This window comes from Aeromicrobium sp. HA (assembly GCF_027171405.1).
In the GTDB taxonomy this organism is placed as follows: domain Bacteria; phylum Actinomycetota; class Actinomycetes; order Propionibacteriales; family Nocardioidaceae; genus Aeromicrobium; species Aeromicrobium tamlense.
The window spans coordinates 2,712,084-2,725,929 of sequence record NZ_CP114372.1 but is presented as its reverse complement, the minus strand read 5'-3'; the positions used below and the strand labels follow the sequence as shown (position 1 = coordinate 2,725,929).

Annotated in this window: 11 protein-coding genes; 7 read left to right on the top strand and 4 right to left on the bottom strand. The window is 72.6% G+C overall.

Annotated elements, in window-relative coordinates:
• Positions 1 to 70: 70 nt before the first annotated feature.
• From O3S82_RS13460 to O3S82_RS13430, 7 genes are read left to right on the top strand one after another with little or no spacing between them, the layout of a single operon-like run.
• The gene (locus tag O3S82_RS13460) at positions 71 to 4,072 is read left to right on the top strand and encodes a BACON domain-containing protein (RefSeq protein ID WP_269303480.1); all 4,002 of its coding nucleotides are present in this window, start codon (positions 71 to 73) and stop codon (positions 4,070 to 4,072) included.
• 3 nt (positions 4,073 to 4,075) lie between these two features.
• Positions 4,076 to 5,122, top strand: coding sequence for a hypothetical protein (locus O3S82_RS13455; RefSeq protein ID WP_269303478.1), 1,047 nt, complete (start codon positions 4,076 to 4,078; stop codon positions 5,120 to 5,122).
• Positions 5,119 to 5,583, top strand: coding sequence for an acyltransferase (locus O3S82_RS13450; RefSeq protein ID WP_179423086.1), 465 nt, complete (start codon positions 5,119 to 5,121; stop codon positions 5,581 to 5,583). The genes O3S82_RS13455 and O3S82_RS13450 overlap by 4 nt, the downstream gene beginning before the upstream one ends.
• Positions 5,580 to 6,695 (top strand): DegT/DnrJ/EryC1/StrS family aminotransferase, encoded by a 1,116-nt coding sequence (locus tag O3S82_RS13445; RefSeq protein ID WP_269303476.1) that lies wholly within the window; start codon positions 5,580 to 5,582, stop codon positions 6,693 to 6,695. The genes O3S82_RS13450 and O3S82_RS13445 overlap by 4 nt, the downstream gene beginning before the upstream one ends.
• Positions 6,692 to 7,756 (top strand): glycosyltransferase family 2 protein, encoded by a 1,065-nt coding sequence (locus O3S82_RS13440; protein ID WP_179423090.1) that lies wholly within the window; start codon positions 6,692 to 6,694, stop codon positions 7,754 to 7,756. Before O3S82_RS13445 ends, O3S82_RS13440 begins: the two co-directional genes overlap by 4 nt.
• Before the next feature lie 10 nt (positions 7,757 to 7,766).
• Positions 7,767 to 8,987 (top strand): lipase family protein, encoded by a 1,221-nt coding sequence (locus tag O3S82_RS13435; RefSeq protein WP_179423092.1) that lies wholly within the window; start codon positions 7,767 to 7,769, stop codon positions 8,985 to 8,987.
• A 10-nt stretch (positions 8,988 to 8,997) separates the two neighbouring features.
• On the top strand, positions 8,998 to 10,056 hold the full coding sequence (locus O3S82_RS13430) for a glycosyltransferase family 2 protein (RefSeq protein ID WP_269303474.1): 1,059 nt from the start codon (positions 8,998 to 9,000) through the stop codon (positions 10,054 to 10,056).
• Here the strand turns inward: O3S82_RS13430 and O3S82_RS13425 are convergent.
• Genes O3S82_RS13425 through O3S82_RS13410 form a run of 4 tightly spaced genes read right to left on the bottom strand, consistent with a single transcriptional unit; the run spans position 10,043 to position 13,780 of the window.
• On the bottom strand, positions 10,043 to 11,473 hold the full coding sequence (locus O3S82_RS13425) for a DUF4082 domain-containing protein (RefSeq protein ID WP_269303472.1): 1,431 nt from the start codon (positions 11,471 to 11,473) through the stop codon (positions 10,043 to 10,045). The two genes, O3S82_RS13430 and O3S82_RS13425, sit on opposite strands and share 14 nt — an antisense overlap.
• A complete protein-coding gene (locus tag O3S82_RS13420; RefSeq protein ID WP_179423098.1) occupies positions 11,473 to 12,330 on the bottom strand; it encodes a glycosyltransferase family 2 protein in 858 nt (285 codons plus the stop codon). The genes O3S82_RS13425 and O3S82_RS13420 overlap by 1 nt, the downstream gene beginning before the upstream one ends.
• Positions 12,327 to 13,247: a glycosyltransferase family 2 protein gene (locus O3S82_RS13415; protein ID WP_269303471.1), complete on the bottom strand. Its 921-nt coding sequence runs from the start codon at positions 13,245 to 13,247 to the stop codon at positions 12,327 to 12,329. The genes O3S82_RS13420 and O3S82_RS13415 overlap by 4 nt, the downstream gene beginning before the upstream one ends.
• Positions 13,244 to 13,780: an acyltransferase gene (locus O3S82_RS13410; RefSeq protein ID WP_269303469.1), complete on the bottom strand. Its 537-nt coding sequence runs from the start codon at positions 13,778 to 13,780 to the stop codon at positions 13,244 to 13,246. Before O3S82_RS13410 ends, O3S82_RS13415 begins: the two co-directional genes overlap by 4 nt.
• Positions 13,781 to 13,846 lie beyond the last annotated feature (66 nt).

The following is a 13,846-nucleotide window of genomic DNA, read 5'->3' as shown; positions in this document are numbered from 1 at the left end:
AGTGTGGAGATTCGGGTCTCATGCGTCGCAACAGGCGGGAGTGCAGAGGCCATCTGTGAAGGACGGCGTGATGCTTCATCTCAACCCCCCGGGCCGGCGGACCGCGACGATCCTCGCGACGCTGGCCGTGCTGGCCTCGGCCCTGGGCGCTCCGGCGTCCGCCGAGACCACCGACCCCACGCCGACGCCGAGCGCCTCCGAGCCCGCGCCGACGAGCGAGCCGTCCCCGGCTCCCACGAGCGCCGCGACCAGCGCGCCCACCTCCGCTCCCACGAGCGCCCCGACCACCGCGCCCACCACGAGCGCCCCCACCGTCCAGGCCGCCACGCAGCCCGACTACAGCCGCTCGGTGCTGGACACCTCGCCCTCGCAGATCGCCTTCGGCACCCGCGCCGGCCGCCCGTGCACCGGGGGACAGGCCGTCTCGGTCGTCACCTGGAACGGTGACGACCTGCCGTGGACCGCCTCCGCCGACGCGTCATGGATCTCGCTGTCCGCCACGTCGGGCCCGAGCCCCGCGCAGCTGACCGTCACGGCCGACTGCGACGAGCTGTCCGCAGGCGTCCACTCCGCCCAGGTCACCGTCCGCGACGACGCGCCCGGCGTCGACCAGAGCCAGACCGTCGACGTGCGCGTCGTGGTGAACCCGTCCGGCCCGGTGGGCATCTCCACCTGGAAGGACGGTCACCGCGGTGCGTTCAGCTCCTCCACCGACGACTCGTACGACTCGGGCTACGCCGAGCTGAAGGCCGCCGGGACCAAGGGCACCTTCGTCATGAACGGCAGCACGCCTCCCGCGAGCTACCCGCAGATGTACGCCGACGGCATGGAGCTGGGCTCGCACCTGCTCTACCACCTGTGCACGCTGGTGAGCCGCACGAGCCTGATCTCGCACATGACCGGCAGCATCTCGGCCGTCGCGCAGGCCACGGGCTCGGCCGACGAGGTCCAGAGCCTCGTGTGGCCGTGTGGCTTCCGCAACATCGAGTACGGGGTCACCGCCGCCGACTACTTCCTGTCCGCGCGCGGCTACAACTGGAACGCGCTCGAGGACACGACGCCCGTCGACTTCATGGACCTCAAGAGCTTCAACTCCCACGAGCACACGCCCGTGCCCCCGGCCGACCTGAAGACGATCGTCGACGACGCCCAGAGCCAGGGCAAGTGGGCCAACCTCGTCCTGCACGACATGACCAACGACGACGGCGCGATCGCCTACGCCGCCACGAAGGACGTCTGGTCGGCGCCCATCGGCACGGTCGTGAAGTACATCCACCAGCGCAACCGCACGGTGATCGACGACGTCGTCGACGGCCAGGACGCCCTCGACTTCACGATCCGCCGGCTGCCCCTGCCTGCCGTCCCGCAGCGTGATGCCGAGGCGTTCGTGAAGTCGCGCGACGCCCTCACGTTCACCGTCGACGTCACGGGCGTGCCGCACGTCTCGGGCGTCCGGGTGGCCGGCGCGACGGTGCCGTTCCGCATCCGCACCGAGGGCGACACCTCCACCCTCTACTTCTCCTCGGCGGTCACCACGTCGAAGCAGGCCGTCAAGATCCTCAAGTCCGAGACGGTGCCGCCGATCCTCGAGGTCGACGACACCCCGCTGTCCTTCACGTCGGCCCAGGACGGGGCGGTGAAGGAGAAGACGCTCGCCGTCACGAACTCCGGCGCGGGCACGCTGACCTGGGGTGCCGAGGTCGTCTCGGGCGCCTCGTGGCTCTCGGTCACGCCCGAGTCGGGCACCGGCGACGGCAGCGTCACGGTGCGCGCGAACCCGGGCTCCCTGGCGGCGGGCACGTACTCCGGCTCGGTCAAGCTGCACGCGTCCGGCGCGGCGGGCAGCCCGGTCATCGTCCCGGTGTCGCTCACCATCACGCCCAAGGGCGAGAAGAGCTACCTCCTGAACTACCCCGACCGCGCGGCGCTGCTGGCCGACGGCTGGGACTTCAAGGCGAGGACGGCGGCCGGCGCGGTGCGCGACACCGAGCGCACGTCCGGCGCCGTGGTCTCGTACTCGGCCTCCGGCCTGCGAGTGCCGGTCGACACCGGCGACATCTGGTCGTCGATGAACAACTCGCGGAACTCGCTGCTGCGCGACCTGCCCTCCGGGTGGAGCCGTGTCGAGCTGTCGGTCCCGTCGTTCGCGCCCACCCGGAACTACCAGTCCGCGGGCATCGGCGTGTACGACGACGACGACAACTACGTGCTGCTGACGCGCAGCTTCAACGTGGGCCAGCGGGTCTCGCTGGTCAACGAGGTCGGGGGCACGGCGCAGATCGTCCAGGCGCAGACGGCCACGGCGACGAGCCTGCGCCTGCGGCTGACCCGGTCGGGCAACACGATCACCGCGGCGTACTCCACGACGGGCGGGGCCTCGTGGATCCCGGCCGGCTCGGTGAGCTCGACGCGGGCGTTCTCGCGACTCGCGCTGCTGACGGGCGCCGACGCGCAGACCACCTCGCAGCCCACCGCGCTGTACGACGAGGTCGTCGTCGCGGCGGACGAGTCGACCCAGCCGACCACCGCGCCCACCACGACGCCGACGACGCAGCCGACCACCCAGCCGACGACGCAGCCCACCACGACGCCGACCACCCAGCCCACGACCAGCCCGACGACGACGCCGCCCACCACGACGCCGCCCGCGGGCGGGACGTTCTCGCTCGGCTACGCGAACCGCGCCGCGATGATCGCGGACGGCTGGGACTTCCGCGCCCGCACGGGCGCCGGGATCGTGCGCGACACCGAGCGCACCAGCGGCGCCACGGCGACGTACTCGGCGCAGGGCCTCGGCCTGCCGACCACGTCGGGCGACCTGTGGTCGACGTCGAACAACTCCGACAACACGGTCCTGCGCGACCTGCCCAGCAACTGGACCTCGGTCCGGGTGCGGCTGACCCACGCGCCGTCCGCGAACTACCAGCACGCCGGGATCGTGCTGTACGACAACGACGACAACTACCTCGAGCTCGCGCGGTCGTACCACTCCACCGCCGGCGGACAGATCGTCATGGCGGTCAACGAGACCTCGGGCACCCCGGCGGCGCAGGCCGTCTCGGGCGTGACCGCGACGGACCTCGTGCTGCGGTTCGAGCGCAACGCGGCGACGAACCAGATCGTGTCCTCGTTCTCGAGCGACGCCGGAGCCACGTGGCGCACGGTCAGCACCGTCACGCGCGGCTTCACGGCTCCGCGGCTGGCGCTGAACTCCGGCGGCGCGACGGGTGCGCAGGTCACCGCGACCTTCCGCGAGGCCACGATCCAGGTGCCGGCCACGGTCGCACCGACCGAGCCGGCCCCGTCGCCGACCACGCCGACACCGACAGCGACACCGACGCCGACGACGCCGTCGACGCCGACGACACCGACACCGACGACGCCGTCGCCGTCGCCGTCCCCCACGACGCCGACGCCGACGCCCACGGCCCCGACCGAGACGACGGACACGCACGTGCTCGACCAGACGTCGCGCGCCGGCCTGCTGGCCGCGGGCTGGGACTTCGCGGCCCGCACGGCGGCCGGCGCGGTCCGCAACACCGAGAGCGCCACGGCGGCGCCGAGCTACGCGACGAACGGGCTGGGCCTGGCCACGGGCCAGGGCGACCTGTGGCAGGCGATGAACAACACGACCAACACCGTGTTCCGTGACCTGCCGGCGACGTGGACGAGCGTGACCACCACGATGAGCTACGCACCGACGGCGAACTACCAGCACGGCGGGATCGTGCTCTACGTCGACGACGACAACTACGTCGAGCTGACCCGTGCCTACAACTCCGCGGCGGGCGCCCACACGGTGGCCCTGATCGACGAGCGGTCGGGCCCCCCGGTCGTGCAGCGCGTGGCCACCACGGCCACCTCGCTGCAGCTGCGCTTCACCCGCCATGCCGCCACCGGCGTGATCACCGGTGCCTTCTCCACGGATGCTGGTCAAAACTGGCGCGAGGTGGGCACCGTCAGTCGTACGCTGACGAACGTGAGGATCGGACTCAACGCGGGAGGAGCCGTCTCGGGCTCGCCCGTGGCGCGGTTCGAGCGCGTCGTCGTCGGCCGGACCACGGCGGGCTGAGCGATGCGCGTCGGGATCATCGGGGGTGGATTCTTCGGATTCCACATCGCGCAGCAGATCGAGCGACGGTTCGGCGACGTCCGGGTCGAGATCTTCGAGAGGGAGCCCACGCCGCTCGTCGGCGCCGGCACCACGAACCAGTGCCGCCTGCACATGGGCTTCCACTACCCGCGCTCGGGCTACACGATCTACCAGTCGATCATGGGCTTCGACCGCTTCACCGGCGAGTACTCCGAGTTCCTCAGCGACGTCGACGAGAACCTCTACGCGGTGCACCACGACGGACTGGTGTCGGTGGAGGAGTACCTCGCCGTGATGAACTCGTTCCACCTGAAGTACGAGGTCCTGCCGATCACCGGCGACCTGCTGCGCCGGCCCGACGACTACGGGCTGCTGGTCAAGGTGCTGGAGAAGTCGATCGACGTGAAGGCGTTGCGCGAGCGGCTGGTGCACCGGTTCGACGGCGTGCTGCACGTGGACACGCCGATCGACGAGGTCGACGCCGCCGCCGGAGTCCTGCGCAGCGGCTCGCGCGAGTTCGGGCCGTTCGACTACGTCATCAACGCCAGCTACACCGACCCCAACATGGGCCTGCCCGCCGACAAGCACTTCCGCATCAAGTGGGAGCTGGCGGCGCTCGTGCTGGCGAAGACCTCGCTGCCACCCGCCAGGGCCGTGACGATCATGGACGGCGACTACGTGTCGGTCTACCCGGCGTACGAGGGGCTCCACACGCTGTCCTCGGTCGCGTACACCCCGATGCGCCGGTACGACTCGCACGACGAGCTCCGGGCCGACTACCCCCACCGCTACGAGATCGCCGAGCGCGAGCACGTCGCCGCGCGCATCGCCCAGGACGTGGGGGAGTACCTGCACATCGAGCACGACCAGAAGGAGCTGTGGGTCACCGCCAAGACGAAGCTGGCCACCGACATGGGCGACTCCCGGGTCACCGAGGTGCGTCAGCACGACCGTCTGTTCTCCGTGCTGTGCGGCAAGATCGATGCCGTCTTCGAGGCCTCCGACGCGATCCTGCGAGAGATGAGGTGAGTGAGCCGCGGCGGCTGTCCCTCGGCATCCGCGACTCGACGTTCGGCGACGACTGCGTCGTGGCCGAGCAGGTCAACATCTACGAGGCCACGTTCGGCGATCGCTGCTTCGTCGGTCCGTTCGTGGAGGTCCAGAACGACGTCGTCTGCGGCTCGAACGTGCGCATCCAGTCCCACACGCTGGTGTGCGAGGGCATGCGGGTCGGCGACGACGTGTTCATCGGGCACGGCGTGATGACCGCGAACTCGCGCTACCCGCAGGCCGGGGCCGCGGAGTGGACGTGCGAGCCGCCGGTGATCGGCGACCGCGTCGCGATCGGCTCGAACGCCTCGATCCTCCCGGGGGTGGTCATCGGCGACGACGCCGTGATCGGCTCCGGCGCCGTCGTCTCGCGCGACGTCGCGCCGGGCGCCGTCGTGGTCGGCGCCAACCGAGTCCTGCAGAAGCCGGAGCAGCCATGAGAGTGCCCTTCCTCGACCTCGCCGCCCAGCAGGCCGAGATCGCCGACGAGGTCCTGCCCCGGTGGCAGGAGCTGTTCGCCTCGTCGGAGTTCATCGGCGGGCCCGACATCGAGGCGTTCGAGCGCGAGTACGCGGCCTACGTCGGCGTCGACCACTGCGTCGCCGTGGCCAACGGCACCGACGCGATCGAGCTCGCCCTGCGCGCCGTGGGCGTCACGGCGGGCGACGAGGTGGTGCTGCCGGCCAACACGTTCGTCGCCACGGCGGGTGCCGTCGCGCGGATCGGCGCGGTGCCGGTGCTGGTCGACGCGGACCCCGAGTACCTGCTGATCGACCCCGACCTCGTCGAGGCCGCGATCACCGACCGCACCCGTGCCCTCGTGCCGGTGCACCTGTTCGGCCAGACCGCGCCCGTCGAGCTGCTGCGGCCGATCGCCGAGCGCCACGGCCTCGCGATCGTCGAGGACACCGCCCAGGCGCAGGGCGCGCGCTCGTCCGCCGGCGTCGCCGGGGCCCTGGGCGACGCCTCGTCCACCAGCTTCTACCCCGGCAAGAACCTCGGTGCCGCCGGCGACGCGGGGGCCGTGCTCACCCACGACGCGGCCGTCGCCGAGGTCGTCCGCAGCACCGCGAACCACGGCAGCACGGTCAAGTACGTGCACGACCGGGTCGGCATCAACTCGCGCCTCGACGCCGTGCACGCGGTCGTGCTGAGCGCGAAGCTGCGTCGGCTCGAGCGGTGGAACGAGGCCCGCCGCGCCGCAGCCGCCCGCTACACCGAGCTGCTGGCCGACGTGCCAGGCGTCCGCACGCCACGGGTGCGGCCGGGCAACGAGGACGTCTGGCACCTCTACGTCGTGCAGGTCGACGACCGCGACCGCGTGCTGGCGCGCCTGCACGAGGAGGGCATCGGCGCCGCGATCCACTACCCGACGCCCGTGCACCTCACCGACGCCTACGCCCACCTCGGGCACGGACCCGGCTCGTTCCCGGTCGCCGAGGAGGCCGCCCGGCGGATACTCTCGCTGCCCATGCACCCGCACCTGACCGCTTCCGACCAGGACGAGGTCGTCACGACCCTCGCGAAGGTCGTGCAGGAGGACGCTTCGTGAAGCTGCGCTGGCCCACCCGTCCCACCACCGGGCGGCTGCCCCACGTCGAGGTCGTCGTGCCCTGCTACAACTACGGCCACTACCTGCCGGCCGCGGTCGAGGCGATCGTGCGCCAGCCGCACGTCACCACCCAGGTCACGATCCTCGACGACAAGTCCACCGACGACTCCGCCGAGGTGGCCGAGCGGCTCGCGGCCGAGCACGACAACGTCCGGCTGATCCGCAACGAGGTCAACCTCGGCGCCGTCCCCACGTTCAACAAGGGCGTCTCGCAGGCCGACTCGGACTACGTCGTCCTGATCTCGTCCGACGACCAGCTGGCGCCCGGCGCGCTCGGGCGGGCCACGGCGCTCATGGAGGCCCATCCGAGCATCGGCCTGGTCTACGGCAAGACGCAGAAGTTCCTCACCGACCCGGTGCGCCGGCCCACCCGGCCGGCCGTCACGTGGACCACGTGGGACGGCGACGACTGGATCCGGATGCAGCTGCGCCGGTCGTGGAGCAACATCGCCTCGCCCGAGGCGGTCGTGCGCACCTCGGTGCAGCACGAGGTGGGGCCCTACGACGAGGACCTGCCGTTCACCCACGACGCGCTCATGTGGCTCAAGATCGCCGCCGTCGCCGACGTCGGGCACGTGAACGGCGTCGACCAGGCCTACTACCGCCGTCACCCGAGCAGCATGTCGATGCAGGTCGGCCTCGCCCGCGACGCGTGGGAGCGCTGGCGTGCCTACGACCGCTTCCTGTCGTCGTGGGGCGACCGCGACGCGGCCGAGCGGCTCCACCCGCACGTGCGGCGCCGGCTGGCCGACGAGGTGCTGCTGACCGCGCTGCTGCTCGCGCAGGAGTCGCCGCTGTCCGACGAGGCGTACGACGAGGCCTTCGACACCGCGCGCCGGATCGATCGCCACGTCGTCGAGCGGGCCCAGTGGGCCGACCTCCAGGCGCTGCGCGAGGGTCACTCGCCCGACGGCCTGTCCGCCCACGCCCGCGCGGCCGTGCGCACCGCGGCCGTCCGATCGCGGTGGCCGCGCTGGCACCGCTACCGCTACTTCGGGTAGGCGAGACGCCGTGAACCCCACCCCGTCCCGCAGCACGGTGCTCGTCGTGCTGGCCGCCCTGCTCGCGCTGGCGGTCGTGGCGGTCGTGCTCCTGTGGGCGCTGCGGGACGAGCCGTCTGACGCCCGGCGCACCGACGGCCCCCTGCCGCAGGAGCCGGGGACGGTGCTCGAGGTCGAGCCGGTCGCGGAGTCGCCGCTCGCGGGCAGCCGGGCCTGGCGCATCCTCTACACGACGACCGACCGCGACGGTGAGCCCGTCGAGGCGAGTGCGGCCGTCTACGCCCCGGAGGACTCCACGCTGACCGACCTCCCCGTCCTGGTGTGGGGCCACGGGACGTCGGGCTTCGCCCGCGACTGCTCGCCGAGCCTGCAGCAGGACCCGATGGCCGCGGGGTCGATGTACGTCGGCGACGAGGTGCTGCGGCGCGGCTGGGTCCTCGTCGCGCCCGACTTCCCCGGCGTGGGCGCCGACGGCGAGCAGCCCTACCTGATCGGCGAGGGTGCCGGCCGGACGATGCTCGACGCCGCCCGGGCCGCGCGCGAGGTCGACGGGCTGAGCACGTCGCCGCGGACCGCCGTCTGGGGCTTCTCCCAGGGTGGGCACGCCGCCCTCTGGGCCGGAGGGCTCCAGCCGACCTACGCGCCCGAGCTCGAGCTGGACGGCGTCGCCGCCCTCGCGCCGGCCACCTTCCTGCGCGAGACATTCGACCGGCTGCCGGCGCAGGACCGCATCTTCGCCGCGTACACGATGGCGTCCTACGACGCGGCGTACGACGACGTCAGCTGGGGCGACTACGCGAGCGACGAGGCCGAGTCGTTCGGACGGAAGCTGGCCGCGGAGTGCCTGCCCGACCCGCAGGCCTACTCCGAGCTCGCTGAGGAGGTGATGTCGTTCCAGGACGGTGCGATCTTCGACCAGTACTTCGCCGACGGCGCGATGGGCAGGAGACTGGGGGAGAACGAGCCCGAGCTCCCGGTCCCGGCGCCCCTGCTCCTGGCGCAGGGCTCGGCCGACACCGTGGTCCCGGCCGAGCGACAGGCCGAGTTCGCCACCCGGGCGTGCGCGCGCGACCAGGTCCTGGACTACCTGACCGTCGAGGGGCGTGACCACCTGGGACTCGTGCTGGAGGACTCGCCGCTGTACCCCGACCTGTTCGCCTGGACCGACGCCCGCCTGGCGGGCGAGCCCGGTCCCACCGTTTGCGCCCGCGCCACCGCGGGGCGCGGATAGGCTCGGCGCGATGCTCGACTACGCCATCGTGGTGGCCACGCGGAACCGCCTCGACATGCTGCGCATCTCGCTGCCGCTCTTCGTGGCGCAGACCCGGCCCGCCGCCCGGATCGTCGTGGTCGACCGCAGCGACGACCACGAGGCCGTGCGCGCGTACTGCGAGGCGGTCGCCCGCGACACCGACGTCCCGGTGGTCGTCCGCTACGGCGACCACGCCAACCTGCCGGCGCAGCGCAACCAGGGCCTCGACCTCGTCGAGGAGCCGGTCACGATGTACCCCGACGACGACTCGCTGTGGTTCCCCGACACGGCCGAGCACCTCATGGGCGTCTACGAGCAGGACCGCAACGCGCGCTACGGCGCCGTCTCCGCGACCCCTGTGGCCTCCGCGCCCCCCGGTGTCGACGTGCCCGTCGCGCCCACCCGGCGACTGACCAACGTGCCCGCCGTGATGGCCGTCCGCAACCGTGTGGAGCGGCTGCTGGTGCCCGCCCCCTTCGTCCTCTACGGCGCCGAGCGCACGCGCGCGCTGCGCTCCGGGGCGGTCGCCGACGGGCTCGACCACCCGCTCGTGCCCACGATCGGCGGCTACCGGATGACGTTCCGCACCGACGTGCTCCGGGCGGTGCGGTTCGACGCCACGCTCGGCTCGCGGGTCGGCTACGCCACGCACGAGGACATCGACATCGGCCTGCGCGTGCTGGCGGCCGGGTCGCTCGTCGCCGCGGCGCCGCGCTCGCTCGTGTTCCACTGCGTGGCGCCGGGAGCGCGGGCCGCCGGCTTCGACTACGGCTTCTTCCACGTCCTCAACTACGTGTACATCTGCGCCAAGGTGATGCCCGACCGCTCACTCGCGCGACGCAGGCTTCGCCGGTACCTGCGCTACAAGCTCTTCCTCTACGCGCTCAAGCGCCGCGACGAGTACGGCCGCCAGGTGTACGCCGGGGCGAAGGCGGCGCACGCGCGGCTCGACGAGGTGTTGGCGGCCGATCCCGCCGATCTGCCCGAGCTCTACGGCAGGGTCGCCGACGCCGAGCGCGCCGCGTACTCCTCCCTCACCGACAGCTGAGCGCGCCGACGCTGGCGACCGTGCCGTCCTTCGACACCGTGACGGCCTCGTTCCCGGAGCCCCAGCGCGTGGCCCCGCACGAGGTGATCGTGGTGGGTCCGTACTCCCACGAGTCGGCGACGACCTTGAGGCCCGAGACCTCGCCCGGGGTGCCGAGCCGGAACGGGAACCCGCCGCCGGCGACCAGCACGTTCTCCACGGTGAGGCGCTCGTTGCCCGCGTCGTTCGGGTGGAAGATCGCGCCGTTGCCCAGGCACCCCTCGTCGTGGTTGAGCAGGATCGTCGTGTCGCGGATCGTCACCGCCGCGGCGTCGTAGGCCTGGAACCCGTCGCCGTGCCAGTCGACGTCGGGGCACCCGTCCGCCGGCGCGATGCTGACGTAGGAGTCCTCGATCACGACCGGGCCGCAGCCGTTCGGGCGACCGCCGGCACGCAGACCCTCGGACAGTCCGATGACCTTGACGCGCGTGGCGCGGTAGCCGCCGAACTGGACGGCGGGCTGGAACAGCTCGGTGTCGCCACGGACGAAGCTGGAGTCCTCGATCACGAGGTCGTTGTTGCAGGAGCTCGCCTGCAGGTTGTCGATGCGCGAGCCCACGAACTCGACCCGCCGGATCGTCACGTCGGGTGCGCGCACGTGCAGCACCCCGTTCACGATGCGCACGTCCTCCAGCACCGCGCCGGGCTCGTCGATGTCGACGTCGCCGGTGAAGGTCTGCTGCGGCTCCCAGTCCTTCGGCACACCCGTGTTCGTCGAGGTCGGGAAGCCCTCGGCGCGGAAGTCGTCGGTGTCGACGATCTTCGGCAGGGCGGGGGCGTCCGCCTCCGGCACCTCTTCCCGCGGCACGAACAGCGGGTCGACCCAGTACTGGCTGGACTCCCACGACTTCGTCGGGAACGCGCTCTCGCCGTCGGCATAGACGCCGCTCTCGCCGGGCTCCACCGCGAGCGCGCCGGTGTACGACTGTCCCGAGAAGCCCACCGTCTGGGCGAAGTGGCCGCGCGGCGCGTGGTACGACACGACGTACCGCTCGCCCTCGGAGATCTCGACGGGCTGGTCGAACCACGCGGTGCGCCAGCCCTCCTGGCCGCCGGCCTGCTCGAAGTCGACGGTGGCGAGCCGCTCGCCGTCGGGCGACCAGAGGCTGGCAGTGTGCGGGCCCTCGTTGCGCGGCGTCCACCAGAACCGCACGCCGGCGACATCGCCCTCGACCTTGCTCGTGAAGGCGGTGCCGAGCTCGACCGGGTCCGCGTCGCTCACCACGTCGACGTGCGCCGGTGGGACCTCGGGCCACAGCGACACGACGTCGCCCGAGGGCGCTCCGTCGTCGAACGGGTCGAGCACGAAGAACGCGGCGGCGGCGAGCGCGACGAGGCCGACGCCGAGCGCCAGGCCGATGAGGACGAGGCGGCGCATCAGCGTCCCGCCTCGGTGCCGACGACGCCGCGCGAGGTCTCGTCGCGGTTCCAGCCGTGGTCGCCGCGTCGCGCCCGCAGGCGGGCGTGGGCGCGGGCCGCCACGGTGACGGCCACGTAGACCACGGCGGCGGGCATCAGCCGCGGCTCGGACCGCACGACGTCGCGCCACGTGGGGCGCGGCGCCTCGACCCGGTGGCCGAGGGCGGCCAGCTGCTGGTTGCCCGCGACGATCCGGACCTGGCGCCGGTAGAGCGACCGCAGCGTGCGCGGCGGGTGCACGGTGAACGTGGCGCCGGGCGGGTTGACGCGCTCGGCGTGGTCGAAGTGGGCGTAGACCCAGCCGTCGTCGGCGATGACGTCGGGGAAGGCGCCGAACCGCGCACGCCCCTCGGCCGACACCGCGTAGACGCCGGCGCCGATGACGTGGTGCCTGACGTAGCCGAGCCGCGAGCGGATCGCGTAGTACGCGCGGCACGGCAGCGACAGGCCCGTGGTGTCGAAGACGGGGCGCGGGGCCGCCGCCGGGTGACCCGCCTCGAGCGCCGTGACCACGGCCTCCAGCGCGCCGGGGCCGAGGACGACGTCGGCGTCGAGGTAGACGCGCGGGAACGCCGACACGGCGGCGTCGCCGGCGTTGAGCGCGGCGGTCTTGGAGGGCGTGGCGATCTCGACCACGCGGACGCCGTCGAACGCCGCGGCGATCCGGGGCGTGGCGTCGGTGGTGCCGTTGCAGACCACGACGGTCTCGTACTCGTGCGGCGCGGTGCCGGCGAGCGCGGCGGTCAGCGTGCGCCCGATGACGCGCTCCTCGTCGTGGGCGGGGATGACGATGCTGGCCCGGGCCGCGCCGCTCATCGTCCGCTGCCCTCGGGGAAGCCGTCCCACCACTCGGCGCGGCGCTGCCACGTGGCCAGCCACTTCGCGCCCCTGCCGGTGAGGCGGGCGCCGAGTGCGCGCAGGCCGACGCCGGCGCGCAGCAGCCAGACACCCAGCGGCCCCAGGCGCCCGTGATGCGTACGGGCGTAGGTGATCTTGCCGGCCAGCAGCAGCGGCTTGCTGCCGGCAGTGCCGGGGGAGGACGTGCCGATCGCGTGGACGACCTCGACCGCGGGGTCGATGACGGGACGCGCGCCGAGGGCTCGCGCCCGGGCGCTGAGGTCGGCGTCCTCACCGTAGACGAAGTAGCGCTCGTCGAAGCCGCCGAGCCGGTTCCACAGCCGGCGCTCCACCAGCAGCAGGCAGCCGGTGATCATGCCGACCTCGCGTACCGAGTCGCGCTGCCAGCCGCCGATGGCCTCGGGGTCGAACACGCGTGAGTGACGGAAGACGGTGGACAGGCCCGAGGCGAAGCAGAACGTGCTCCACAGGCTCGGCAGGCCCCAGCACGAGGAAGGCTCGAGCTCGCCCTCGGTGGTCAGGGTGCGGCCGCCGTACATGCCGTGACCGGGGTGGCGGTGCGCGAACCCGACCAGCTCGGCGAGCGAGCCGGGCCGCGCCTCCATGTCCGGGTTGAGCAGCAGCACCCACGGCGCGGAGCCGGCCGCGGCACCTTGGTTGACCGCGCGGGCGAAGCCCGCGTTGACGTCGTTGTGCAGCAGCCGCGCGTGGGGCGCGTGGCGCGCCACGACCTCCGCGCTGTCGTCGGCCGAGGCGTTGTCGACCACGACGAGCTCGGCCTCGAGGTCGCCGAGCGCGGCGGGCAGCGAGTCGAGGCAGCGACCCACCCAGTCGGCGCTGTTGTACGTGACGATGACGATCGTGACGTCGGTCATGAGGACGCACCGCGGCGCCGGACGACGGTGGCGGGGACGCCGGCGGCCACCGAGTCGGGCGGGAGATCGCGGGTGACGACGGCACCGGCGGCGACGATCGTGCCGTCGCCGATCGTGACGCCGGGCAGCACCACGACGCGGGTGCCCAGCCAGGTGTTCGCGCCGATCACGACGTCGGCCTCGCGCTTGGGCAGGTCCATCACGGGACCGGCGCCGGCGTCGAAGTCGTAGTTCGAGGCGGTGATGAACACGTCGGGCCCGAGCAGCGCGTGGTCGCCGAGCGTGATGCTGCCGCTCGCGTCGCCCGCCCACAGGCAGCTGCCCTGGCCGATGTGGGAGCCGGCGCCGATCGTGACCCGGCTGCCATTGCGCACCGAGACCGTGGGGGAGAGGCGCACGCCCGCGCCGATCGTGGCGTCGTCCAGCTCGGCGCCGTCGTAGCCGGCGAAGTTCGCCAGGCGCGCCCAGCGTCGCCACGTGCGGGGCCGCAGGACGCGGCGGGCCGCGCTCGAAGCCTGTCGACCGTCGCTCATGAATCGGTCCTCTCGACGTCGTCCACGCACGGTGGCCGGTCTGGCGGATTCGCCCACTGGGAGCAG